The organism is Citrobacter telavivensis (assembly GCF_041807075.1).
Lineage (GTDB): Bacteria > Pseudomonadota > Gammaproteobacteria > Enterobacterales > Enterobacteriaceae > Citrobacter_A > Citrobacter_A telavivensis.
Genome location: NZ_JBGUBF010000001.1, coordinates 1,241,519 through 1,266,848, shown reverse-complemented (window position 1 = coordinate 1,266,848; position 25,330 = coordinate 1,241,519). Strand labels below are relative to the sequence as shown.

At 55.0% G+C, this 25,330-nt stretch carries 24 protein-coding genes and 1 pseudogene; 14 read left to right on the top strand and 11 right to left on the bottom strand.

What is annotated here, in order from left to right:
• Positions 1-18: 18 nt before the first annotated feature.
• The 3 genes from pdxH to anmK form a co-directional block, all read right to left on the bottom strand.
• Positions 19-675, bottom strand: a complete 657-nt coding sequence (pdxH, locus tag ACERJC_RS06090; RefSeq protein ID WP_046480507.1) for a pyridoxamine 5'-phosphate oxidase — start codon at positions 673-675, stop codon at positions 19-21.
• 58 nt (positions 676-733) lie between these two features.
• Positions 734-1,057 (bottom strand): C-type lysozyme inhibitor, encoded by a 324-nt coding sequence (mliC, locus tag ACERJC_RS06085; RefSeq protein ID WP_044254665.1) that lies wholly within the window; start codon positions 1,055-1,057, stop codon positions 734-736.
• A gap of 93 nt (positions 1,058-1,150) precedes the next feature.
• Positions 1,151-2,272 (bottom strand): anhydro-N-acetylmuramic acid kinase, encoded by a 1,122-nt coding sequence (anmK, locus tag ACERJC_RS06080; RefSeq protein ID WP_373671262.1) that lies wholly within the window; start codon positions 2,270-2,272, stop codon positions 1,151-1,153.
• Positions 2,273-2,546: 274 nt separating this feature from the next.
• Here anmK and slyB point away from each other — a divergent pair, with 274 nt between their 5' ends.
• Entirely contained in the window at positions 2,547-3,014 is a 468-nt protein-coding gene (gene slyB, locus ACERJC_RS06075; RefSeq protein WP_046480503.1) for an outer membrane lipoprotein SlyB, read from the top strand.
• A gap of 44 nt (positions 3,015-3,058) precedes the next feature.
• On the opposite strand, the gene slyA is transcribed toward slyB, so the two are convergent.
• Positions 3,059-3,499 carry a transcriptional regulator SlyA gene (gene slyA, locus ACERJC_RS06070; protein WP_373671261.1) on the bottom strand — a complete coding sequence of 147 codons (441 nt, stop codon included), beginning with the start codon at positions 3,497-3,499 and terminating at the stop codon, positions 3,059-3,061.
• Between the two features lie 222 nt (positions 3,500-3,721).
• On the opposite strand from slyA, the gene ACERJC_RS06065 reads away from it, so the two are divergent.
• From ACERJC_RS06065 to ACERJC_RS06055, 3 genes and pseudogenes are all read left to right on the top strand, one after another.
• A complete protein-coding gene (locus tag ACERJC_RS06065) occupies positions 3,722-3,931 on the top strand; it encodes a DUF1656 domain-containing protein (protein ID WP_152754576.1) in 210 nt (69 codons plus the stop codon).
• A 2-nt stretch (positions 3,932-3,933) separates the two neighbouring features.
• Positions 3,934-4,791 (top strand): efflux RND transporter periplasmic adaptor subunit, encoded by an 858-nt coding sequence (locus ACERJC_RS06060; protein ID WP_152404827.1) that lies wholly within the window; start codon positions 3,934-3,936, stop codon positions 4,789-4,791.
• Positions 4,792-6,832, top strand: a pseudogene (locus ACERJC_RS06055) (FUSC family protein). It begins immediately after the preceding gene.
• Here ACERJC_RS06055 and sodC read toward each other — a convergent pair.
• The 3 genes from sodC to ACERJC_RS06040 all read right to left on the bottom strand — a co-directional run bounded on the left by sodC (position 6,808) and on the right by ACERJC_RS06040 (position 8,593).
• Entirely contained in the window at positions 6,808-7,329 is a 522-nt protein-coding gene (gene sodC / locus ACERJC_RS06050; RefSeq protein WP_286633195.1) for a superoxide dismutase [Cu-Zn] SodC, read from the bottom strand. The pseudogene ACERJC_RS06055 and the gene sodC overlap by 25 nt on opposite strands.
• Before the next feature lie 78 nt (positions 7,330-7,407).
• Entirely contained in the window at positions 7,408-8,304 is an 897-nt protein-coding gene (locus ACERJC_RS06045; RefSeq protein WP_286633194.1) for an aldo/keto reductase, read from the bottom strand.
• 49 nt (positions 8,305-8,353) lie between these two features.
• Positions 8,354-8,593, bottom strand: coding sequence for a DUF1289 domain-containing protein (locus ACERJC_RS06040; protein ID WP_373671260.1), 240 nt, complete (start codon positions 8,591-8,593; stop codon positions 8,354-8,356).
• Positions 8,594-8,694: 101 nt separating this feature from the next.
• Here ACERJC_RS06040 and ACERJC_RS06035 point away from each other — a divergent pair, with 101 nt between their 5' ends.
• The 5 genes from ACERJC_RS06035 (at position 8,695) to ACERJC_RS06015 (ending at position 16,532) form a co-directional block, all read left to right on the top strand.
• The gene (locus ACERJC_RS06035; protein WP_152404832.1) at positions 8,695-9,294 is read left to right on the top strand and encodes a TetR/AcrR family transcriptional regulator; all 600 of its coding nucleotides are present in this window, start codon (positions 8,695-8,697) and stop codon (positions 9,292-9,294) included.
• Positions 9,295-9,351: 57 nt separating this feature from the next.
• Positions 9,352-10,449 carry an alkene reductase gene (locus ACERJC_RS06030; RefSeq protein ID WP_152404833.1) on the top strand — a complete coding sequence of 366 codons (1,098 nt, stop codon included), beginning with the start codon at positions 9,352-9,354 and terminating at the stop codon, positions 10,447-10,449.
• Positions 10,450-10,546: 97 nt separating this feature from the next.
• Positions 10,547-10,954 (top strand): lactoylglutathione lyase, encoded by a 408-nt coding sequence (gene gloA / locus ACERJC_RS06025; protein WP_373671259.1) that lies wholly within the window; start codon positions 10,547-10,549, stop codon positions 10,952-10,954.
• Positions 10,955-11,057: 103 nt separating this feature from the next.
• A complete protein-coding gene (rnt, locus tag ACERJC_RS06020) occupies positions 11,058-11,705 on the top strand; it encodes a ribonuclease T (protein WP_102601897.1) in 648 nt (215 codons plus the stop codon).
• A gap of 147 nt (positions 11,706-11,852) precedes the next feature.
• Entirely contained in the window at positions 11,853-16,532 is a 4,680-nt protein-coding gene (locus ACERJC_RS06015) for an ATP-dependent helicase (RefSeq protein ID WP_373671258.1), read from the top strand.
• 82 nt (positions 16,533-16,614) lie between these two features.
• On the opposite strand, the gene grxD is transcribed toward ACERJC_RS06015, so the two are convergent.
• The gene (gene grxD, locus ACERJC_RS06010; protein ID WP_042319226.1) at positions 16,615-16,962 is read right to left on the bottom strand and encodes a monothiol glutaredoxin 4; all 348 of its coding nucleotides are present in this window, start codon (positions 16,960-16,962) and stop codon (positions 16,615-16,617) included.
• A gap of 335 nt (positions 16,963-17,297) precedes the next feature.
• Here grxD and ACERJC_RS06005 point away from each other — a divergent pair, with 335 nt between their 5' ends.
• The gene (locus tag ACERJC_RS06005; protein WP_373671257.1) at positions 17,298-18,131 is read left to right on the top strand and encodes a C40 family peptidase; all 834 of its coding nucleotides are present in this window, start codon (positions 17,298-17,300) and stop codon (positions 18,129-18,131) included.
• 126 nt (positions 18,132-18,257) lie between these two features.
• Positions 18,258-18,839, top strand: coding sequence for a superoxide dismutase [Fe] (gene sodB / locus ACERJC_RS06000; RefSeq protein ID WP_061077390.1), 582 nt, complete (start codon positions 18,258-18,260; stop codon positions 18,837-18,839).
• Between the two features lie 46 nt (positions 18,840-18,885).
• Here sodB and ACERJC_RS05995 read toward each other — a convergent pair whose 3' ends face one another.
• Positions 18,886-20,052, bottom strand: coding sequence for an MFS transporter (locus ACERJC_RS05995; protein ID WP_286633191.1), 1,167 nt, complete (start codon positions 20,050-20,052; stop codon positions 18,886-18,888).
• 168 nt (positions 20,053-20,220) lie between these two features.
• Complete coding sequence (gene cydH, locus ACERJC_RS05990) at positions 20,221-20,310, bottom strand: cytochrome bd-I oxidase subunit CydH (protein ID WP_086512609.1); 90 nt, start codon at positions 20,308-20,310, stop codon at positions 20,221-20,223.
• A gap of 294 nt (positions 20,311-20,604) precedes the next feature.
• Between cydH and purR the strand changes: the two genes are divergently transcribed.
• Positions 20,605-21,630 carry an HTH-type transcriptional repressor PurR gene (gene purR, locus ACERJC_RS05985; protein ID WP_373671256.1) on the top strand — a complete coding sequence of 342 codons (1,026 nt, stop codon included), beginning with the start codon at positions 20,605-20,607 and terminating at the stop codon, positions 21,628-21,630.
• Here the strand turns inward: purR and punR are convergent.
• On the bottom strand, positions 21,627-22,559 hold the full coding sequence (gene punR, locus ACERJC_RS05980; protein ID WP_152404843.1) for a DNA-binding transcriptional activator PunR: 933 nt from the start codon (positions 22,557-22,559) through the stop codon (positions 21,627-21,629). The genes purR and punR overlap by 4 nt on opposite strands.
• Before the next feature lie 111 nt (positions 22,560-22,670).
• Here punR and punC point away from each other — a divergent pair, with 111 nt between their 5' ends.
• Both punC and cfa read left to right on the top strand, forming a co-directional pair.
• Positions 22,671-23,876: a purine nucleoside transporter PunC gene (punC, locus tag ACERJC_RS05975; protein WP_373671255.1), complete on the top strand. Its 1,206-nt coding sequence runs from the start codon at positions 22,671-22,673 to the stop codon at positions 23,874-23,876.
• Between the two features lie 291 nt (positions 23,877-24,167).
• Positions 24,168-25,316, top strand: a complete 1,149-nt coding sequence (cfa, locus tag ACERJC_RS05970) for a cyclopropane fatty acyl phospholipid synthase (RefSeq protein WP_152404845.1) — start codon at positions 24,168-24,170, stop codon at positions 25,314-25,316.
• The last annotated feature ends 14 nt before the right edge of the window (positions 25,317-25,330 follow it).

Genomic DNA, 25,330 nt, shown 5'->3' with positions numbered 1-25,330 from the left:
AACAACAATTTTCCGGGTTTATGGCGCGAGACGGTCAATTTTCCATGCGTTATTTTCACGCTGGTATAAAAAGCGGTCATGCAGTCGGTGTTCACCGCCCTGCCAGAACTCCATCTGCTCAATGCTGACGCGAAATCCGCCCCAGAAACTGGGCAGCGGCACTTCACCTTGCTGGAATTTCTGTTTCAGTTCGAGGAATTTGCTTTCGAGGATCCCGCGCGCGGAAATGCGGCTGGACTGTTTCGAGACCCAGGCACCTATCTGGCTGTCACGTGGACGACTGTGGAAATACTTCACCACTTCCAGCGTCGATAAGCGCTCGGCTTTGCCGGTCACCATCACCTGACGCTCCAGCATATGCCAGGGAAACAGCAGGCTGATCCGTGGATTTTTTTCGATTTGATGCGCTTTGCGGCTGCCAAGGTTGGTATAGAACACCAGACCTTTCTCATCGTAGTGCTTCAACAACACAATACGCTGATAAGGTTGGCCATTTTCGTCAACGGTCGCCACGACCATGGCGGTGGGATCCGCCAGTCTGGCATCACATGCCTGAGCCAGCCAGCGTTCGAAAAGGGTTAACGGCTCAGCGGGAAGATCGCGGCGGCGCAGACCGCCTTTGGTATATTCACGGCGCAGATGCGCGATTTGCTGCAATTCGTCGTTATCAGACATGGTGCTCGCTACGGATTGTCAGTGGGTGGCGCTATTGTGCGCCGCCCTGCTGGAAATCTCAACGCTTCGGGTTTTGTAACTGGCAGTTATTCAGCACGATACGGTCACGTTTGTAGACGGTCGCACCGTCGCCTTTCGACCAGAACACATAAATTCCGTCGGTATAACGCGCGCCCGACGCCGAGATGCCCTGCTTCAGATTGAGCAGTTTGTTGTCATAAACAAAGTTCACCTCCTGACGGGTATTATTCAATTTCACCGTCAGCGGTTTTTCATCACACTGGTATTCCAGCGTGTCCGTTTGCATGCGCTCAACAAACTGATTGTAGACGCTACAACCGGACAGCATAAGCGGGAAACAGATGAGTAGCAGTTTTTTCATAGACGTATCCTGAAGACTTTCCTGGTCCGGGAGGGTGAATTCACCCTCCTTAATCTCCACAGTGTAACGGCAGAAGACGAAAGAAAAATTCAGTTAACTCTGAGTTCGCGGGTTGGTGGGGAAAACAGCACCGAGCACACTCGCTTCGCGAGCACCGGTGACCGAGGGCAGATTGCCCGGAAGACCGGCAAGCGTACGCCACGCCAGCCACGCAAACGCCAGCGCTTCCATATCATCGCCGCTAATCCCGGCCTCATCGGTGGTGGTCACTTCGGTTCCCGGCAGCAGTCCCGCCAGGCGTGTCATCAACAGCGGGTTGCGACTGCCGCCGCCGCAGACCATCAGGCGCTCACAGCCTCCGCTCAGCAGCACCTGCTCGGAGATGGTTACCGCCGTCAGTTCCGTCAGCGTCGCCTGAACATCTCGCGGGCTAATCCCCGGGAACGCCGTCATCTGACGTTCGATCCAGCCATAGTTGAAGTATTCCCGTCCGGTACTTTTCGGTGCCGGTAGCGAGAACCAGGGGTCACTGAGCATGTTTTGCAGCAACGGAATAATCACCGTCCCACCACAGGCCCATTGCGCATCTTTATCATAGGGTTTACCGCACTGCCGCCAGATCCAGGCATCCATCAGCATATTGCCAGGACCGGTATCGTATCCACGAACGGGTTGCCCTGGAATCAACATCGACAGATTCGCTATACCGCCAATGTTGAGCACCATTCTTCGCTCCGTTGGATGCGCGAGCAGCGCCTGATGAAATGCGGGCACCAGTGGCGCGCCCTGTCCGCCCAGCGCAATATCACGACGGCGGAAATCGCCGACCACCGTGATACCGGTACGCGCCACAATCTGGTTGTTATCGCCAATCTGTAGCGTGTGCGGCGCAACGCCGCCAGGTTCATGCCACACGGTTTGCCCGTGACAGCCGATGGCGACAATGTCTTGCGGACGGAGTTTTTCCTGTGCCAGCAGCGCGTTTACCGCCTCAGCAAACAGCATGCCCAACTGGACATCCAACTGACCAAACTGAGAGAGCGTCAGGGATTGTCCCTGACAGATATCGAGAATCGCCTGTTTAAGGGACACCGGCATCGGCCAGGTGAGACTCCCCTGTTGAGCCACCATCGTGTCATCAATCGTCGCCAGTACTACATCGACACCATCAAGACTGGTGCCAGACATCACGCCAATATAACGGCCCGATTTCATACATGTTCCTTTTTTAAGCATAATGTTGCGTCAACACTCCATCACAAACGCGCAGTCAATGCTACGCTTCATTCACGTTTTTCCCCCGAAAGCGCGTGCGCAATGTCAATTAAGTGGATCCGCTGAATAGTTCGTTTAAAGTTGGTTAACCTGGCTGTTATTATGATTTCTGCATCGTTAAGACAGAACATGTGACCTTAAACGCACAAATACCATATAATTTGACCATGAGGGATGCTTGGGTAGCGTTTCATGGTGAACAGGAGATTTTTAGATGATTAAACGTGTGCTGATCGTTTCACTGGCAGGCCTGTCTCTGGTGGGTTGTTCCAACACAGATAGCCTTTCAGGCGATGTCTACACCGCCTCCGAAGCGAAGCAGGTGCAGAATGTCACCTACGGTACGATTGTGAACGTCCGTCCGGTCAAAATTCAGGCCGGTGATAATGAAAACGTGATCGGCGCCATTGGCGGTGCCGTGCTCGGCGGCTTCCTGGGGAATACTGTCGGTGGTGGTACGGGTCGTTCCCTGGCAACCGCGGCAGGCGCTGTCGCTGGTGGCGTTGCCGGTCAAGGCGTACAGGGTGCGATGAACAAAACGCAGGGCGTTGAGCTGGAAATCCGCAAGGATGATGGCAACACCATCATGGTTGTTCAGAAACAAGGGGATACGCGTTTCTCTGCAGGACAGCGTGTCGTGCTGGCCAGCAACGGTCGTCAGGTTACCGTCTCTCCGCGCTAAGTGAATTAACGTGTGGTCAGATCCTGACCACACGTTTCATGATTTTAATCGCGCGACTGGAGCTCAATAATATTGTGTTCAAGTCGGGTGATCAGCTTGATCAGCAGATCAATTTCCTGCGCAGTAATCCCTTCCAGAATTTCACCACGCGTTTTATTGATAACCGCTTCCATATCGGCAATCAGCGGCTCTGCCTTTTCCGTTAGCTTTATACGTTTAGCACGGCGATCGCTGACACAGGTTTGACGCGAAATGAGCCCTTTCTCTTCGAGCTGATCCAGCGTACGTACCAGTGACGGCTGTTCAATGCCAATCGCTTTTGCCAGTTGTATCTGTGATTGATCCGGTGGCAATTGATGAATATTATGCAGCGTTACCCAGTGTGTCTGCGTCAATTCCAGAGGCTTAAGACGGTGGTCTATCAAAGCACGCCAAATGCGCACCAACCGTGCCAGATCAGAACCTAATGGCGATTCCAATTTCATCTCCTTATAATTAGCTTGCTAAGATATTATACTGATTTTAGAATAGTGTGCAGCAATTGTATTGCTAAAACAAATGTATTGCTGCAATTGGTTACCGCCAGACATATTTTTCAGACATTACGCGAAAAAAGCGCTCGTCATGCCGGTTTTTGCTAAACCTGTATACACGTAACCTGACGCAAAGGACTATTGCTTGTGACCTCCGCACTCAATACTACAGGGATGCCCTTACAAGACCTGGTGATTGGCGCATCTGTTTACTTCCCACCGCTGTTCAAGGCCTTCGCGCTGGGATTTTTCCTCTGGCTTTTCATCCATCGCCTGCTGCGCGAACGCATCTACTCCGGTGAAATCTGGCATCCATTATTAATGGATCTGTCGATTTTTGCCCTCTGCGTCTGTTCGGGTCTTTTTCTATTGGTTGCGTGGTAATTATGACGCTGAAAACACTGAAGTATTTCTCCACAATTGTGATTGCTGCCCTCGCCGTTCTGGCGGGTTGGTTTATGTGGAATTATTACATGCAATCACCCTGGACGCGTGACGGTAAGGTGCGCGCCGAGCAGGTCAGCATTACCCCCCAGGTGTCTGGCACCATCGTCGATCTCCAGGTAAAGGATAACCAGTTCGTCAACGCGGGCGATCTGCTCTTTCGCATTGATAAGACCCCTTTTCATATCGCCGAACTCAACGCGCAGGCTCAACTGGCTAAAGCGCAATCTGAACTGGCAAAGGCCAACAATGAAGCCAACCGCCGCCGCCGTTTATCGCAGAACGTCATTTCTGCAGAAGAGTTAGACACCGCTAATCTGAACGTCAAAGCGATGCAGGCAAGTGTGGACGTCGCTCAGGCGACGCTCAGACAGGCGCAGTGGCAACTGGCGCAGACGGATGTCCATGCCCCGGTCTCCGGCTGGATAACCAATCTGTCGACGCGTACCGGTGATTTCGCCACCACCGGGCAACCGCTGTTTGCTCTGGTGGATAGCCACTCCTTCTATGTGATGGGGTATTTTGAAGAAACCAAGTTGCGTCATATCCGCGAGGGCGCGCCTGCCAGAATAACGCTCTACAGCGGCAATATTCAGTTACAGGGTCACGTATCCAGCATCGGTCGCGCCATTTACGACCAAAGCGTGGAGAGCGATTCCGGACTGGTGCCGGATATCAAACCTAACGTGCCCTGGGTGCGTCTGGCGCAGCGCGTGCCGGTACGTATCGAATTTGATCAACTACCGCATGACGTGACGCTCGTTTCCGGCACGACCTGTAGCGTAGCGATCGGCAAATAAATGTCCTCCCTGTACCGCTATCTGAGCAAAACGCCGTGGCTGAAAGCGACGGCCGGGCAGTGGCGATATGCATTGCGTAATACCCTCGCGATGTGTCTCGCGTTGACGTTCGCCTATTATCTGAACCTGGATGAACCCTATTGGGCCATGACCTCTGCCGCGGTGGTCAGTTTTCCCACCGTCGGCGGCGTTATCAGCAAGAGCCTCGGGCGTATTGCCGGGAGTTTGCTCGGCGCAACCGCCGCGTTGATTCTCGCCGGGCATACTCTCAACGAGCCGTGGCTTTTTCTGCTGAGCATGTCCGCCTGGATTGGTTTTTGTACCTGGGCCTGTGCGCAGTTTACCAACAACGTGGCCTACGCTTTTCAGCTTGCCGGTTACACGGCGGCGATTATTGCCTTCCCGATGGTCAACATCGTTGAGATCACTCAACTCTGGGATATCGCGCAGGCGCGCGTCTGTGAAGTGATTGTCGGGATCCTCTGCGGCGGCACGATGATGATGATCCTGCCGAGCACCTCCGATGGCACCGCGTTGCTGACGGCGTTGAAGAATATGCATGTACGCTTGCTGGAACATGCCAGTCTGCTGTGGCAACCCGAGACTACCGACGCCATCCGCTCTGCCCACGAAGGGGTGATCGGGCAAATATTGACGATGAACTTACTGCGTATCCAGGCCTTCTGGAGCCATTACCGCTTTCGTCACCAGAATGCGCTGTTGAATGCCCTCTTGCACCATCAGTTGCGCCTGACCAGCGTCATCTCAAGCCTGCGCAGGATGTTGCTTAACTGGCCAAATCCCCCAGCCCACACGCGTGATGTCATTGACCAACTTTTGACGGCCCTGGCCCGCTCGCAAACGGACAGTTACACCATCGCTCGAATTATTGCCCCGCTTGCCCCCGCTAACGGGGCTGATTACCGTCATGTCGCCTTCTGGCAGCGGTTATGCTACTTCTGTCGTCTCTATCTGCGCACCAGCCATCAGTTATACCTGATCGAAAATGGCGGGGCACTGACGCCTGTCCATATTCCCCGTGCGCCTGCGCTGGCGCGACACACTGATAATGCTGAAGCGCTCTGGAGCGGTTTGCGCACTTTCGTCACGCTGACGGTGATTGGCGCCTGGAGCATTGGGTCACAGTGGGAATCGGGTTCGGGGGCGCTGACGCTGGCCGCCATCAGTTGCGTGCTCTACTCTGCCGTTGCCACGCCGTTTAAATCACTGACGCTGCTGATGCGTACGCTGGTGTTGTTATCGCTGTTCAGCTTTGTGGTGAAGTTTGGTCTGATGGTGCAGATTAGTGAACTGTGGGAATTCTTACTGTTTTTGTTCCCCCTGCTGACCACCATGCAACTTCTTAAGCTACAGATGCCAAAACTGGCGGGGCTTTGGGGACAACTCATTGTCTTTATGGGATCGTTTATCGCCGTGACCAATCCGCCCGTCTATGACTTTGCTGATTTCCTTAATGACAACACCGCCAAGATCGTCGGAGTCGCCTTGTCCTGGCTTGCTTTCGCTATCTTGCGTCCGGGATCGGATGCGCGTAAAAGTCGCCGTCATATCCGCGCGTTACGCCGGAGTTTTGTCGACCAACTGAGCCGCCATCCTGCACACAGTGAAAACGAGTTTGAGTCGCTGACGTATCACCACATCAGCCAGCTAAGCAACAGCCAGGATGCGCTGGCCAGACGCTGGCTTTTACGCTGGGGCGTGGTGCTGCTCAACTGTTCACACGTGGTCTGGCAGCTTCGCGCCTGGGAATCGCGCTCCGATCCGCTGTCGCGCGTGCGGGATATCTGTATTTCGTTACTACGCGATGTAATGAATGAGCGCGGTGTCCAGCAGCGCCCCCTCGCCGCCACGCTCACCGAATTGCTGCGCATCTGTGAGACGCTTTCGCATCATCATCAGCCGGCTGCGCAAGAACTGGCAGCCATCATCTGGCGGCTGTATTGCTCACTTTCTCAGCTGGAACAAGCGCCGCCAGAAGGAACGCTCACGTCCTGATTACTTGATCACCCCACAGGCGTAACGCGCCCCGCCGCCGCCCAGCGGTTTAGGCTGATCGGACATATTATCGCCGCCGACATGGATCATCAGCGCTTTGTCTTTGACATCATTCAGGGATTTCAGGCGTGTTGCCGTGACGGGAATAATGGCTTTACCTTCGTTATTAACCACCAGCACAGGCAGATCGCCCTGGTGCCCTTCGCCATCCGGTCCGGCATGTTTACCGGTTTTGTGCGGGTCAAAATGTCCTCCTGCGGACTCAGCAGGAGACGCTTTGCCATCTTTAATCGCGGGCTGACAGCTGCCGTTGGCATGGATATGAAAACCATGTTCTCCCGGCGGCAGCGCTTTCAGATCCGGCGTAAACTCCAGCCCTTTCTCCGTTTGGGTAATGGTCACCTCCCCAATAGACTGCCCAACGCCTTGCGAGGTGACCAGATTCATCTCCACTGTCTCACTGGCGGCTTGCGCGCCCGTACAGGCTAACAGGGTTAACACAGCCAGACTCAATCGCTTCATAGGACCTCCGTTCTGTATGCATGTCGGTTAAGTGTAAACCAGTGACACCATTTTGAACGCAGAACCATGATTTAGCGATTACGGTACGTCGTACCCCAACGCCGCTTTTCGGATACGGAACCACTGCTGACGGCTCATTTTGAGCGACTCCGCTTCCACCGCCGCGCGAACGCGTTCAATTTTACCGGAGCCGATGATCGGCAGCGGCTGCGACGGCAGACGCAGTATCCAGGCGTAAACCACTTGCTCAATGGACGAGGCGTTGAGTTCTTGTGCAATGACCGCCAGTTCGTTGCGCAGTGGCTGGAACGCATCGTCATTAAACAGGCGCCCGCCACCGAGGCAGGACCAGGCCATCGGACGAATACGCAGTTGCTGAAGTTGATCGAGCGTGCCGTCTAATAGCAGCGGTTGGTAAACCGGTGAAATCTCCACCTGATTGGTCGCCAGCGTGAAAGGAAGACGCGATTGCAACAGCGTGAACTGTGCGGGGGTAAAGTTGGAGACGCCAAAATGGCGCACTTTACCGCTCTGGTGCAGGTGTTTGAAGGCTTCAGCGACCTCATCGGCATCCATCAGTGGGTCCGGGCGGTGGATCAACAGCAGATCCAGATGGTCAGTCGCCAGGTTAGTCAGCGACTGTTCCGCGCTTTTCACAATATGATCGCGGTCAGTGATGTAGTGGCCAAGCGCGTTTTCCGCGCGGGCGGTGGTGGCGATACCGCATTTGGTGACGATCTGCATGCGCTCGCGCAGATGAGGAGCCAGTTTCAGCGCCTCGCCAAAGGCGGCTTCGCACAGATAACCACCGTAAATATCCGCATGGTCCACGGTGGTGACACCTAAATCCAGGTGCGCTTCAATAAAGCTCACCAGCTCCCGGGGGGACATTTTCCAGTCCATCAGTCGCCAGTATCCCATGACAAAGCGGGAGAATTCCGGGCCTTGCGGTGCAAGAGTAATACGCTGAACCATAACAGCTTCCTCGTGAAGTAAATTACTGCGAGTATATACAATTAGTGGCTTAAAAGAGTGAAGGCTGTTGAGGTTCTTCTGGCACCGCAGGTTTATTTGCGCGTAATTTACGCAGCAGACGCTGGCGGCATAACCGCAGCACGTCTTGTTTTTGTCCGTCGCTCATGTTTTGCCAGTTGAATCGCTCCTCCCTGCTGCGCAGACACCCCCGGCAAAAACCGCGCTCATCTGACTGGCAAATTCCCCGACACGGGCTCTGCACGGGGAAAAACTCTAACTGCTCTGCCACGCCCTTTCCTCTTAATCAGGTCTTCATTCTATTGAAGACGTAAACACGCTTTCTGGCAACCTGACTTGCATTAGACCGACTGGTCTATTACACTCCCTGCCATGAACAAGCAAACTGAATACGATACTCGCGAACACTTACTGGCTACCGGTGAGCATCTTTGCATGCAGCGGGGCTTTACCGGTATGGGACTGAGCGAGTTGCTTAAAACCGCCGGGGTGCCGAAAGGATCGTTTTATCACTATTTTCGATCCAAAGAAGCCTTTGGCGTCGCGATGCTGGAACGTCACTTTGCCGGTTATCATCAGCGGCTGGCGGCGCATTTTGACACGGGCCCTGGCAATTATCGCGATCGCATTCTGGCTTATTATCAGCAAACTCTGAACCAGTTTTGCCAGCAAGGGATCATCAGCGGCTGCCTGACGGTTAAACTTTCCGCCGAAGTGTGCGATCTGTCGGAAGATATGCGCACCGCGATGGACCAGGGCGCCGGAAAGATTATGACGATCCTGGCGCAGGCGCTGGAAAAAGGCCGCGACAGTCATTGTTTGACGTTTGCAGGCGAGCCGCTGCAACAGGCGCAAATTCTCTACGCGTTGTGGCTGGGGGCGAATCTGCAGGCCAAGATTTCGCGCAGTGCCACCCCACTGGAAAATGCGCTGGCACATGTGGAACGTATTATTGCAACGCCTGGTGCTTAACAGGCGTTTTATTTACTCTCTCACTAGACGACCGGTCTATTTATAACGGGAAATATTATGTCATCTGATAAACTGTTTACCCCACTGAAAGTGGGCGCGATCACCGCACCAAACCGTATTTTTATGGCTCCTCTGACGCGTTTGCGCAGTATTGAGCCTGGCGACATCCCGACTCCGTTAATGGCCGAGTATTATCGCCAGCGCGCCAGCGCGGGTCTTATCATCAGCGAAGCAACACAGATTTCCGCACAGGCGAAGGGTTACGCCGGCGCGCCGGGTCTGCACAGCGATGAGCAAATCGCCGCGTGGAAGAAAATCACCGCGGGCGTCCATGCTGAAAACGGTCATATCGCCGTTCAGTTATGGCACACAGGCCGTATTTCTCACTCCAGCCTGCAACCGGGCGGTCAACCGCCGGTGTCAGCATCGGCTATCAGTGCCGGTACCCGTACTTCCCTGCGTGATGAACACGGTCAGGCGATCCGCGTAGATACCTCAATGCCTCGTGCACTGGAAATCGATGAAATTCCGGGCATCGTCAATGATTTCCGCCAGGCCATCGCCAATGCGCGTGAAGCCGGTTTCGATCTGGTTGAACTGCACTCCGCGCACGGTTACCTGCTGCACCAGTTCCTTTCCCCTTCTTCTAACCATCGTAACGATCGGTACGGCGGCAGCGTAGAGAATCGCGCACGTCTGGTGCTGGAAGTGGTTGATGCAGGCATTAAAGAATGGGGTGCAGACCGTATCGGTATTCGCGTCTCGCCTGTCGGCACCTTCCAGAACGTTGACAATGGTCCGAACGAAGAAGCCGATGCGCTGTATCTGATTGAAGAACTGGGTAAACGCGGCATCGCTTATCTGCACATGTCTGAACCCGACTGGGCGGGCGGCAAGCCGTATACCGACGCGTTCCGTGAAAAAGTGCGCGCTCGTTTCCACGGTCCGATCATCGGGGCCGGCGCCTATACGCCAGAGAAAGCAGAAACCTTAATTGAGAAAGGACTGATCGATGCTGTCGCCTTTGGGCGCGATTACATCGCTAACCCGGATCTGGTCGCGCGCCTGCAACGTAAAGCCGAACTCAACCCACAGCGCAGCGAAAGTTTCTACGGCGGCGGCGCGGAAGGTTATACCGATTACCCGACGCTCTGATCCCCCCATCCGCATTACTGCATTGATAGCGGCGTAAAAACGCCGCTATACTAAAACAACATTTTGAATGTATTGACCATTTTTAAGGGGACAAAACATGCGTTTACTTCACACGATGCTGCGCGTTGGCGATCTGCAACGCTCCATTGATTTTTACACTAAAGTCCTGGGCATGACGTTGCTGCGTACCAGCGAAAACACGGAATACAAATACTCTCTGGCGTTCGTCGGCTACGGCGAAGAGAGTGATGAAGCGGTGATTGAGCTGACCTACAACTGGGGCGTCGATAAATACGAACTGGGCACCGCTTACGGTCATATCGCCCTGAGCGTGGATAATGCGGCCGAAGCCTGTGAACGCATTCGTCAGAACGGCGGAAACATCACCCGTGAAGCCGGTCCGGTGAAAGGCGGCACGACCGTTATTGCATTTGTTGAAGATCCGGACGGTTACAAAATCGAACTGATCGAAGAGAAAGATGCCGGGAAAGGTCTCGGTAACTGATTCCTGCCGGGCGCAGTCGCTTTCTGCGCCCGTAGTTTTACTGCATCACTCCGCTTTTTTTGGCATAATGCGCGCTGCAATTTTTCCGTACTAAGAGACCCTGATGTCCGATAACGCTCAACTTACCGGTCTGTGCGACCGTTTTCGTGGTTTCTATCCCGTCGTCATTGATGTTGAAACGGCTGGATTTAACGCCAAAACCGATGCGCTGCTTGAGATAGCCGCCATCACGCTGAAAATGGATGAACAAGGCTGGCTGATGCCGGACAGCACGCTACAATTCCACGTGGAGCCGTTTGAAGGCGCGAATTTGCAGCCGGAAGCGCTGGCGTTTAACGGTATCGACCCGTCTAACCCACTGCGTGGCGCGGTAAGCGAATATGACGCCCTGCACGCCATTTTCAAAATGGTGCGCAAAGGCATTAAAGACAGCGGTTGCAGTCGCGCCATCATGGTGGCGCATAATGCGACGTTCGATCATAGCTTTATGATGGCTGCCGCCGAGCGAGCGTCGCTCAAGCGCAACCCGTTCCATCCGTTCGTGACGTTTGATACCGCCGCCCTGAGCGGACTTGCTCTCGGACAAACGGTGCTCTCCAAAGCGTGTCTTGCGGCAGGCATGGAGTTTGACGGTACCCAGGCGCACTCTGCGCTTTATGATACCGAGCGCACCGCCGTGCTGTTTTGCGAAATCGTCAACCGCTGGAAGCGTCTGGGCGGTTGGCCGTTACCCCTGCCTGAAGAAGCCTGATGATATGGCCTGATAACGCGGTTTATCAGGTCGTGCCTCCCCCACTCCCGACACTGTATATTTGACCAGTATCAATACACCCTGCTTATTTCCCGCTATTCTGTAAAAAGGTCTTGATCCGCCAACACCGCAAAAGGGACAGGGAACATGTCAGCAAACAATGCGTCGCCCCCACTGCCGGATATTTTCTCGCAGGCGACCCGCGACTGGTTTATCTCGGCATTTCGGCATCCCACGCTGGTGCAGTCGCAAACGTGGGCCGTTACCGCGACGAATCAACATGCGCTGGTGATCGCCCCAACCGGTTCGGGGAAAACCCTTGCCGCGTTTCTCTACGCACTGGATCGCCTGTTTCGTGAAGGTGAGGAAAAGCCCACGACGCCGCTCTCCGGCAAAGAAAAGAAAGTCACCCGCATCCTCTATATTTCTCCGATAAAAGCCCTCGGCACGGATGTTCAGCGCAATCTGCAAATTCCCCTTCAGGGGATTAGCGAAGAGCGGAAGAAATGCGGCGCGACAGAGGTGGCCATTCGGGTCGGTATCCGTACAGGAGATACGCCACCTCAGGAGCGTGCGAAGCTCAGTCGTCATCCGCCCGATATTCTGATCACCACGCCGGAGTCGCTTTATCTGATGCTCACCTCGCGCGCCAGAGAGTCGCTGCGCGGGGTTGAAACGGTGATCGTCGATGAAGTACACGCGGTGGCAGGCACAAAACGTGGTGCGCACCTCGCGCTCAGCCTTGAACGACTGGATGCGCTTCTGACGAGGTCGGCGCAGCGTATTGGTCTGTCGGCGACGGTGCGTTCCGTTACGGAGGTTGCGGCTTTTCTGGGCGGCGATCGCCCGGTTACCGTGGTCAATCCCCCCGCGACTCGTCACCCGGATATCCGCATTGTTGCACCTGCCGCCAATCTGGATGACGTCTTAGCCGATAATAGTGACAGCAGCGATGCCATTCACAAAGGCAGAGAAGGTTCCGTCTGGCCGCGCATTGAATCCGGTATTCTCGATCAAATCCTTCGCCATCGCTCCACCATTGTCTTCACCAACTCGCGCGGGCTGGCGGAAAAACTGACGGCTCGTCTGAATGAACTCTATCTCTCGCGGCGACACGCCCCCCCTGAATCGCAGGCGAAACCCGTACACTATGACTCGTCAACCGGTTCCACCAGCAATCGGGCGCAGGACGCCGGAGAATACATTGCCCGCTCGCATCACGGTTCGGTGTCCAAAGAGCAGCGGGCCGTCACGGAGCATGCCCTGAAATCAGGCGAACTTCGCTGTGTGGTGGCGACGTCAAGTCTGGAGCTGGGGATCGACATGGGTGCCGTTGATCTGGTGATTCAGGTGGCGACGCCCCTTTCAGTCGCCAGCGGCCTGCAGCGCATCGGGCGGGCCAGTCACCAGGTTGGCGGTGTCTCGAAGGGGCTGTTTTACCCCAGGACCCGCCGGGACCTGATTGATTCGGCGGTGATTGTCGAGTGCATGTACGCCGGGCAACTTGAGACCCTGACGCCTCCGCGCAACCCGCTGGATATTCTGGCGCAACAAACCGTGGCCACCGTTTCCATGGATCCGGTCAATGTCGATGACTGGTATGCCCTCGTCCGCCGGGCTTCTCCATGGAAAGCGCTGCCAAGAGGCGCGTTTGACGCCACGCTGGATATGCTGGCGGGACGCTATCCCTCTGGCGATTTTGCGGTATTCCGACCGCGTATTATCTGGAACCGCGAAACCGGGTTATTAACGGCACGCCCCGGCGCACAACTTCTGGCGGTGACCAGCGGTGGTACCATTCCGGACCGTGGCATGTTCAGCGTGCTGCTCCCCGAAGGGGATGAACAGGCGGGGTCACGACGCGTGGGCGAACTGGATGAAGAGATGGTGTATGAGTCTCGCGTCAACGACATTATTACGCTTGGTGCCAGTTCGTGGCGTATTCAACAGATCACCCGCGACCAGGTTATCGTCGTCCCTGCGCCCGGACGCTCGGCCAGGCTTCCGTTCTGGTGCGGCGAAGGCGTCGGGCGTCCTGCGGAACTGGGGGAACGTATTGGTGATTTTATCCATACCCTGTCCGATGACAACGCGGAACGACAACTCTCCCCCCGACTGCGCGACGATAATGTTTTATCGAATATCAAAGGGTTAATTAACGATCAAAAGAATGCCACGGGCGTGCTCCCCTGGAGCCGTCATCTGGTACTTGAACGCTGTCGTGATGAGATGGGTGACTGGCGGGTCATTCTGCATTCGCCTTATGGCCGCCGGGTACATGCCCCCTGGGCCCTTGCGATTGCCGGACGCCTCCATGCGCAGTGGGGGGCTGACGCATCGATTGTCGCCAGCGATGACGGGATTGTCGCCCGCATTCCGGACAGCGACGGAAAGCTGCCGGATGCCGCCATTTTTCTGTTCGATCCGGAAAAACTGTTGCGCATTGTCCGGGAAGCCGTCAGCAGCACGGCGCTGTTTGCCGCCCGCTTCAGAGAATGCGCCGCCCGCGCTCTGCTGATGCCAGGCCGCACGCCGGGACGTCGCTCACCACTCTGGCAGCAGCGCCTGCGCGCCAGCCAGCTTCTGGAAATTGCAGCGGGCTATCCTGACTTTCCCATTATTCTGGAAACCGCCCGAGAATGCCTCCAGGACGTCTACGATCTTGACGCGCTCGAACAGGTCATACGCCGCCTGAACACCGGCGAGATCCAGATATCTGAAGTCACCACGCCCGCTCCTTCGCCGTTTGCCACCGATCTGTTATTTGGTTATGTCGCGGAATTTATGTACGCCACTGACGTTCCACTGGCGGAGCGGCGGGCCTCGGTACTGGCGCTGGACAGCGAACTGCTGGGCAACCTGTTAGGCCAGGGCGATCCGCTGGAGTTGCTCGACCCGGAGATTATCCGCCAGGTTGAGGATGAACTTCAGCGGCGGGCGACAGGCAGAAAAGCTCAGGGTATGGAAGGCGTTTACGATTTGCTGCGCAAACTGGGGCCAATGACCATCGAGGATATTGCGGCCAGACACGAAGCAACGATCGCTGACATCGATCCCTGGCTCGATGGCCTGACGGCTGACAAGCGTATTTTCCCGGTTGTTATTGCAGGTACTGCGCAGATGGCCTGTATGGATGACGCGGCCAGACTTCGTGATGCGCTGGGTGTCCGCCTGCCAGCGACGATTTCGGCTGCATGGTTGCATCCGGTGAACACACCGCTGCGGGACCTCTTCATGCGCTTCAGCCGCACCCATACGCTCTTTACCGGCGATCAGATTGCGCAGGCGTTCGGGTTGGGCGTAGCCGTCGCCGACGATCTCCTGCGCCAGTTACGCGATGAGGGCGTCCTGATCCAACTGCGGGCGGGGGCGTCATCCACACCCAACGACGCGCGTTCTTCAACGTGGGTGAATGAAGACATATTTCATCGGCTGCGCATCCGCTCGTTGCATGCCGCCAGAGAAGCAACCCGCCCTGTCCCGGCGGCGAGCTACACCCGCCTGCTGCTGGAACGTCATGGGCTCATTTCACCCGCCGACGGCAGCCCGGCGCGCATTCCGGCGTCCTCAGCGGGAATGCTGGAAGGAAGTGACGGTGTCACGAGAGTTATTGAACAACTGGCCGGACTCGGCCTGCCCGCCTCACTGTGGGAAAGCCAGATTTTCCCTGCCCGGGTCAGAGACTATTCGCCGGACATGCTCGATGAGCTGCTTGCAACCGGTGAAGTCATCTGGTCAGGGCAAAAGAAACTGGGCGATGATGACGGACGAGTGGTACTGCATCTACGGGATTATCTGGCGGAGACGCTTTCCCCGCCATCCGGTGACAGCGAGTCGCTTTCAGACTTACAGCGCGCCATTTTAGACGTCCTCTCAGGCGGCGGCGCATGGTTTGCACAGCAACTCAGCGCGTTGATTCAGGCCCGGACGCAAAGGTCTGGCAATGATCAGTGGATAACGCCGGCCACGCTGCATGAGGCCCTTTGGGGGCTGGTCTGGCAAGGGTACATCACAACCGATATCTGGGCCCCGCTACGTGGCCTGTCGCGCAATGTCTCTGCATCACGTCAGCCGTCGCGACGCTCACCGCGTATGCGTCGTGGACGCCCTGTCTATGCCTCAACTCGCCCCACGTCAGTTTCCGTACCGGTTTCTTACACCACTCCTGCGCTGGCCGGACGCTGGTCACTGCTGCCGCGAGAGACGTTAAATGATACCGAGCGAATGTTAGCCTGCGCGGAGAATATGCTCGATCGCTACGGCGTGATCGGTCGGCAGGCGGTGATTGCGGAGAATGTCCCTGGGGGGTTTCCTGCCATGCAGACACTGTGTCGAAGCATGGAGGATTCGGGACGCATTCTACGAGGGCGTTTCGTTGAGGGAATGGGCGGTGCGCAGTTTGCCGAGCGGCCTACTATCGATCGCCTTCGCGATCTTACCTCATCAAATACTGAACATCAGGCTTTTACGGCGGTGGCGTTATCCGCAAACGACCCGGCCAATCCCTGGGGCGCGCTTCTGCCGTGGCCGACGCATCCGTCGTCTCTGGTCCCTGGACGCCGTAATGGCGCATTTGTCGTTATTTCTGCCGGCCAGCTGCGACTGTATCTCGCTCAGGGCGGGAAAAAGATGATGGTCTGGAGCGAAAATGAGGAGACGATTTCAGCGGAAATATTCAGGGCGTTGGCGAGTGCTTTACGCCGTGAGCCGCGACTTCGTTTTACCCTGACAGAAGTTAACGATAAACCGGTCCGGCAAACCCGTCTGTTTACCCTGCTTCGGGAGGTCGGGTTTTCCAGTTCGCCGCAGGGACTTGACTGGGGGTAGACATGCCGAGGGTGCAGCAGAGCGGCAGAAATGAAAAGGAGCTTACCCTGACACGGGAAAGCTCCTCTTAACCATCTACTGATTACTCAGCATCTGATTCTTCAGATTTGTATTTTGCAGCGGTCTCTTTGATCAGTTGCTGCAGTTCGCCACGCTGGTACATTTCGATCAAAATGTCACAGCCGCCAACCAGTTCACCGTCAACCCACAGTTGCGGGAAGGTCGGCCAGTTCGCGTATTTCGGCAGTTCAGCGCGAATATCCGGGTTTTGCAGAATATCCACATAGGCAAAACGCTCACCACAGGCGGAAAGCGCCTGCACAGCCTGGGCTGAAAACCCGCAGCTTGGCAGTTTTGGAGAACCTTTCATGTACAGGAGAATCGGGTTTTCAGCGATCTGGCGCTGGATTTTTTCGATAGTGGTGCTCATTGTCTTGCTTCCTTAACTTCTCTTACGGCAGTCGTCTGACATTGTAGCGGTTCAGGGCGACATCGGAAAATAACATTTTCATTACGCTTTACTATTTTATCGTCTGAACGCTTAAGTTGCATTCCCAATAATGGTTTCCCCGGTGCTTATGTCAGAAGTGCGCGCCAAATAACCAAATTTAGCTTTGGCTGCTGTTTTTTTTTGCACTCAATAGCGAAACCGCATTTTTAACAATAAAAGCTATTAACTTTATCCGTTTCTATAGATTAGAATCATCAGGTTTTGTAAATCACACGCAGGTATGATTGCGACCTGCCTTAACAGAGGAATGCTCAGTGGCGCGGATAAACCGACTTTCCCTCACGCTCTGTGCTTTGCTATTTACAACGATTCCCTTTATGCCGATGGCACATGCGTCCAAGCAAGCCAGGGACACCGCTGATCTTTCGCATAGTAAGAAAGCCAGCGACAAAAAGAAAAGTACGGCAACAGCGAAAAAAACGAATAAAACCAGTCAAAAAACCGTTAAGAAAACCACCAGCAAATCCAGTACTAAAACCGCCTCTTCTTCTAAGAAAAAACTTACCGCTCCCGCTAAAGCCAGCAAAACAGCCAGCCGCAAAGGAAAAACCGTCGCGACGAAAAAGACAGCCTCCGTCACCTGGAGCGAAAAATGCACCCCGCGCAAAGGGCACAAACCGACGTGTGTCAAAGTGAAGAGCACAGTGCCAGGCAAGATTGCGGATGCACATAAAGTCAAAGTGCAAAAAGCGACCAGCACGGCGATGAACAAATTAATGAGCCAGATTGGCAAGCCGTACCGCTGGGGAGGCACGTCGCCGCGCACCGGTTTCGATTGCAGCGGTCTGGTTTATTACGCCTATAAAGATCTCGTAAAATTCCGTATTCCGCGCACCGCAAATGAAATGTATCACCTGCGTGATGCCGCACCGATTGACCGTGAAGAATTAAAAAATGGCGATCTGGTGTTCTTCCGCACTCAGGGACGCGGCACCGCCGATCACGTTGGCGTTTATGTCGGCAACGGCAAATTTATCCAGTCGCCGCGCAGCGGCCAGGAAATCCAGATAACGTCGCTCAGCGAAGATTACTGGCAACGCCACTACGTTGGCGCTCGCCGGGTCATGACCCCCAAAACCATTCGTTAAAACTTTACCCTGTTGTTAACGCAACAGGGTAAGTTCATCTTTTGTCTCACCTTTCAATTTGCTACCCTATCCTTACGCACAATAAGGTTATTGCGCGAAATACTATTAATAATAAGGAGAGAAGCAATGTCGTTCGAATTACCTGCACTACCGTATGCCAAAGACGCGCTTGCGCCGCATATTTCCGCCGAAACGCTGGAATATCACTATGGCAAACACCATCAGACCTATGTCACCAACCTGAACAACCTGATCAAAGGCACCGCCTTTGAAGGAAAATCACTGGAAGAGATCGTACGAAGCTCCGAAGGTGGCGTGTTCAACAACGCCGCTCAGGTCTGGAACCACACATTCTACTGGAACTGCCTGGCGCCGAATGCGGGCGGCGAGCCAACCGGTAAACTGGCTGACGCGATTGCCGCCTCTTTCGGCAGCTTTGCGGAGTTCAAAGCGCAGTTTACCGATGCGGCGATCAAAAACTTCGGTTCCGGCTGGACCTGGCTGGTAAAAGGAAAGGATGGCAAGTTGGCTATCGTTTCAACATCTAACGCCGGCACGCCGTTGACCACCGACGCCACCCCGCTGATGACCGTCGACGTGTGGGAGCATGCGTATTACATTGACTACCGCAATGCGCGTCCTGGCTACCTGGAGCACTTCTGGGCGCTGGTGAACTGGGAGTTTGTCGCGAAGAACTTCGCCGCGTAAAAAAGATAACGCAGAAGGGCGTCCCTTCTGCGTTTTTGTTCTGCCGTTAACCTGCGACGCACACCTGTTCAGGCTGTTTTCTCGCCGAGACAAACACCAACAACAGCGCCATACCTGCCACAATCGCCCCCATCACAGGAACAAAACTGTAGCCTAACCCGCCTGAAATCACGGCCCCACCGGCGGCGGCACCCAGTGCATTTCCGAGATTAAAAGCGCCAATATTCACGGAAGACGACAGGCCCGGCGCTTCGTGAGCCACACGCATGACGCGCATTTGCAGCGGAGGCACCACCGCAAAGGTTGCCGCCCCCCAGACCACCATACTGACCGCCGCCCCCAGTTCATTTTGAGCCAACAAGGGGATAGCCAGCATAATCACCATCAGCAGCAGCAAAAAGCCCTTCAGCGTACCGTTAACCGAGCGATCGGCCAGTTTACCGCCGAGGTAGTTACCAATGGAGAAGCCCACGCCAATCAGAACCAGCATCCCGGTCACGAAGGTCGGGGTCGCATGGGTGATGCTTTGCAGGACAGGCGAAATATAGGTATACAGCGTAAACATAGCGCCCGCCCCCAACACGGTAGTCAGCAGCGCGGAGAGCACCTGAGGACGCATTAACACCGCCAGCTCTTTTTTCACTTCCGGACGCGCCCCGGCACCGCCTTTCGGCAACGAGAAAAAGAGACTCAGCATCGAGATAACGCCCAGACCGGCTGTCGCCATAAACGACATTCGCCAGCCGATGGTTTCCCCCAGCCAGGTCGCCGCCGGAACGCCGCCGATATTGGCGATAGTCAGCCCCATAAACATCGTGGCAACGGCGCTGGCCTGTTTGTGCTTCGGCACCACGCTGGCTGCTACAACGGAACCCAGGCCGAAGAACGCGCCATGGTTGAGGCTGGTTAAAATGCGTGACAGCATCAGCGTGGTGTAATCCGGCGAAATCGCCGAGAGCACGTTACCAAGCGTAAAGATAGCCATCAGAAAAATCAGCGCATTACGGCGTCCACGATGTGACAGAAGCAGCGTCATCAGCGGGGCCCCAACCATCACGCCGACGGCATAGGCGCTAATCAACATGCCTGCGGCGGGGATGGACACATCAACGCCACGCGCAATGACGGGCAGCAGCCCCATTGGCGAGAATTCGGTCGTACCGATGCCGAATGCGCCGATGGCCAGCGCCAGTAACGGATAATTAATTTTCATGCAGTGATGACTCCGGCTCTTCGCGATGAGGCGCGAGGCTTAACTAAGAGTCAAAAGCATGACATCAATCACAAAAAAAGAGAAGTTAACAAAAATACAAAAGACTTTTGCAGATTCGATAACAATATGGCGGGAGGTTCGAGGGAGCAGGCACTCCCCCGAGGGAAATCAATGCAGTGCCGCTGTCAGACCGCCAGCAACGATTAAAGCCAGAACAATAAACGTGGTCACTAATGAAAATTTCAGATCGGTGCTCATCAACTTTTCTCCTTTTTATTCCCACACAAAAAGTGATATAGCGCATTTTTGCACACTTGAGTGCAAAAATCTCCCACGATTTAGAGTGATATGTGCTTTTAATACTTCCCCTTTTCGTTAAGATCAGCCAAAATTCGACGCTTACTTGATTAGCGTACCGGCCATTGACCCCTTCCTGACGCTCTGTGGCGTTTTCCCGGCATGCCGCAACCCTGACGTTGCGCACAGGATGATTAAAGGCAAACGTTTACTTAGCATATTTTAATGTTCAGGTTGGGTCTGGAGTGAGATTTAATGGCAACAATTAAAGATGTAGCGAAACGCGCAAACGTTTCCACTACAACCGTATCACACGTAATTAACAAAACGCGTTTCGTCGCTGAAGAAACACGCAATGCAGTGTGGGCGGCAATCAAAGAATTGCACTATTCCCCCAGCGCTGTTGCCCGTAGTCTGAAGGTCAACCATACCAAGTCTATCGGCTTGCTGGCGACCAGCAGCGAAGCCCCCTACTTTGCCGAAATTATCGAAGCCGTTGAAAAGAACTGCTTCCAGAAAGGCTATACCCTGATCCTCGGTAACGTCTGGAACAATCTGGAAAAACAGCGTGCCTATTTGTCCATGATGGCGCAAAAACGCGTTGATGGCCTGCTGGTGATGTGTTCCGAATATCCCGAACCCCTGCTCTCGATGCTGGAAGAGTACCGTCATATCCCGATGGTGGTCATGGACTGGGGCGAAGCCAAAGCCGACTTCACCGATACGGTGATTGATAACGCCTTTGAGGGCGGTTATATGGCTGGCCGTTACCTTGTCGAACGCGGACATCGCGAAATTGGCGTGATCCCGGGACTGATGGAGCGCAACACCGGCGCGGGCCGTCTGGCCGGTTTTATGAAGGCGATGGATGAAGCGCTGATTAAAGTGCCGGAAAACTGGATTGTGCAGGGCGACTTCGAACCGGAATCCGGCTACCGTGCAATGCAGCAAATTCTGTCGCAGGCGCATCGCCCGACGGCGGTCTTCTGTGGCGGCGATATCATGGCAATGGGTGCCCTTTGCGCTGCGGATGAGATGGGCCTGCGCGTACCGCAGGACGTGTCGCTGATAGGCTATGACAATGTGCGCAACGCCCGCTTCTTTACGCCCGCATTGACCACCATCCACCAGCCAAAAGATTCGCTGGGTGAAACGGCCTTTAACATGCTGCTGGACCGTATCGTCAATAAGCGCGAAGAGTCACAGTCCATTGAAGTCCACCCACGCCTGGTGGAGCGCCGCTCCGTTGCGGATGGCCCTTTCCGCGACTACCGCCGTTAAACCTCTTTTGCGGGAGTCTCGTCAGGCTCCCGCAGCCACTCTTTGTTCAGCGTTTCGCTGTCTCCCAGATAGTCCAGCAGCCAGATCAGCGCAGGTGACATATCGTTCTGCTGCCAGGTCAGGCAACAGGCTGCGTCCGGGAAAGGGTTCTCCAGATCCAACGCCACCCACTGCCCCTTATTGAGATACGGCTTGGCAAAATGTGTCGGCACCATGCCGACACAAAGTCCGGCGCTGATACAGGTCGCGGAAGAGTCCCAGTCCGGAACCACCACCCGCTTCTGGTTGTCCAGCAGCCAGGTCACGCGTTTCGGCAGCGTGCGGGAGGTATCTTCCAGTACCAGTGACGGCCAGTTGCGCAACGTGTCATCGCTTAAAGGCCCGCTCATGGCGGCCAGCGGATGTGTGCTGGCAACGACACAACACCAGCTCAGTTTGCCCATATCGCGGAAGGTGTATCGACCTCCTACCGGGATCGCCTGGGTTGCGCCGATAGCGAGTTCAACCCTGCCATCTGACAGCGCGTCCCAGACGCCATTGAACACCTCCTGAAAGACCAGCAGTTCCACGTCATCAAAGTGGCGATAGAAATCGACTATCAGCTGTCTTGTGCGTTCAGGGCGCACGATATTGTCCACCGCGATGGGAAGTTGCCCACGCCAGCCGTTGGCTATCTGCTGACACTGCTGGCGCGTGATCTGCATTTTTTTGATGACAGAGCGGCCCTCTTTCAAAAACCAGGCTCCCGCCGGGGTCAGTACTACATCGCGATGACGACGTTCAAAGAGCGGGACCGCCAGCCACTCTTCCAGTTGCCGGACCGTATAGCTGACCGCTGAGGGCACCCGGTGCAACTCCTGAGCGGCGGAGCTGAAACTCCCGTTGCGCGCCACGGCATCAACGACTTCCAGTGCATATTCTGACCACATAATCTGCCTACAAAATTTTTGAATGCAATAAACAAATATTACCGTTTCACAAGCCGAAATTCACTCCCTACACTCTGCGCCAGTGTTATTCATTAAAATTAGAGAACAACTATGCAACCAGGAAAAGGGTTTTTAGTCTGGCTGGCAGGGCTCAGCGTGTTGGGTTTTCTGGCAACCGACATGTATTTGCCCGCTTTTGCCGCCATTCAATCTGACCTGCAAACACCGGCATCTGCCGTCAGCGCCAGCCTGAGTCTGTTTTTAGCCGGCTTTGCCGTCGCGCAACTGCTTTGGGGCCCGCTCTCGGACCGCTACGGCCGTAAACCGATCCTGCTGCTGGGTCTGTCCATCTTCGCCCTCGGTAGCCTGGGTATGCTGTGGGTCGAAAGCGCGACAGGGCTGTTGGTTCTGCGCTTTATTCAGGCGGTGGGCGTCTGTGCGGCGACCGTCATCTGGCAGGCGCTGGTCACCGATTACTATCCCTCGCATAAAATTAACCGTATTTTCGCGACGATCATGCCGCTGGTCGGACTGTCTCCTGCCCTGGCGCCGTTATTAGGAAGTTGGATCCTGACCCATCTTTCCTGGCAGGCGATCTTTGCCACGTTGTTTTTCATCACGCTGCTGCTGATGCTGCCTGCGCTGTTCTTAAAACCCTCAACCCGGGCGCGAAACGACAGCAAGGATAAATTGACCTTCACCACGCTGCTGCGCGCGAAAGCGTACCGCGGTAACGTCCTGATTTACGCTGCCTGTTCCGCCAGCTTTTTTGCATGGCTGACCGGCTCGCCGTTTATTCTGAGTGAAATGGGCTACAGCCCGGCGGTGATTGGACTGAGCTATGTACCACAAACCATCGCGTTTCTGATTGGGGGCTACGGTTGTCGCGCCGCGCTGCAAAAGTGGCAGGGACAGCAGCTTCTGCCCTGGCTACTGGTCATCTACGCGCTGAGCGTGGTGGCGACGTGGGCGGCAAGCTTTATCCATCACATTTCGCTTGCGGAGATCCTGATCCCGTTCTGTGTAATGGCGATTGCCAACGGGGCTATCTACCCGATTGTGGTTGCGCAGGCGCTGCGTCCTTTCCCGCAGGCAACGGGTCGTGCCGCTGCCCTGCAAAATACCCTGCAGTTGGGTCTGTGCTTCCTGGCAAGTCTGGTGGTCTCCTGGCTTATCAGCACCCCGCTGCTGACCACGACCAGCGTGATGCTGTCGACGGTCATACTGGCTGGACTGGGTTATAAGATGCAGCTGCAAACCTCAAGCGCCAGTGAACAGCCTGATAATCACGGGATTGCCCACAGCGAATCCCATTGATATTATTGATAATCACCCTTAATTAGTCGGCTAACAATTTTTGGTTGAATCATCGATTTTTGAGGCCTATACTAAATTTCGGTTGTTAAAATTACGATAATAATTATGTGCTAACGGGAACCGGAGCGTTCCCGGTTCACCACGGATGGCCTTTTCGGCAAGGGGTCCTCCCTTCCTCTGTTCTACGTCGGATAATAGACTCGCGGAATGATCCCGCGAGATTTCTCACAAAGCCCAAAAAGCGTCTACGCTGTTTTAAGGTTCTGATCACCGACCAGTGATGGAGAAGCTATGAGTTCATCGTGTATAGAAGAAGTCAGCGTACCGGATGACGACTGGTACCGTATCACTAGCGAATTATTAAGCCGCGCCGGTATTGCCATCAACGGCTCTTCACCAGCAGATATACGCGTCAAAAACCCCGATTTTTTCAAACGTGTTTTACAAGAGGGGTCGCTCGGTCTGGGTGAAAGTTATATGGATGGCTGGTGGGAGTGCGATCGACTGGACCAGTTTTTTAGCAAAGTCCTGCGCGCAGGACTGGAAAACCAACTTCCACACCATTTCAAAGATACTCTCCGCATCGCCGGCGCTCGCCTGTTCAATTTGCAAAGTAAAAAACGCGCCTGGATCGTCGGTAAAGAGCATTACGATCTCGGTAACGATCTGTTCAGCCGCATGCTCGACCCGTACATGCAGTATTCCTGCGCTTACTGGAAGGACGCTGACACTCTGGAAGCGGCGCAGCAGGCCAAACTGCGGTTAATCTGCGAGAAGTTGCAACTGCAACCCGGTATGCGGGTGCTGGATATCGGCTGCGGCTGGGGCGGTTTGTCGCACTACATGGCGACGAACTACGACGTTAGCGTGGTTGGCGTGACAATTTCCGCCGAGCAGCAGAAACTGGCGCAGGCGCGCTGTGCGGGACTGGATGTGTCGATTTTGCTGCAGGATTATCGTGACTTGCGCGATCAGTTCGACCGCATTGTGTCAGTAGGTATGTTTGAGCACGTCGGTCCAAAAAACTACCCGACCTATTTCGACGTCGTTGATCGCAACCTGAAACCGGAGGGGTTGTTCCTGCTGCACACCATCGGTTCGAAAAAAACCGACAACAATGTCGATCCGTGGATCAATAAGTACATCTTCCCCAACGGTTGCCTCCCGTCAGTGCGCCAGATAGCTAACGCCAGCGAAGCGCACTTTGTGATGGAAGACTGGCACAACTTCGGCGCGGATTACGACACAACGCTGATGGCGTGGTACGAACGTTTCCTCGCCGCCTGGCCGGAAATTGCCGATAACTATACCGAGCGCTTTAAACGGATGTTCAGCTACTACCTGAACGCCTGCGCCGGTGCGTTTCGCGCCCGCGATATTCAGCTCTGGCAGGTGGTGTTCTCACGCGGCGTCGAAGACGGCCTGCGCGTTGCCCGCTAATCTTCATGCCCCCG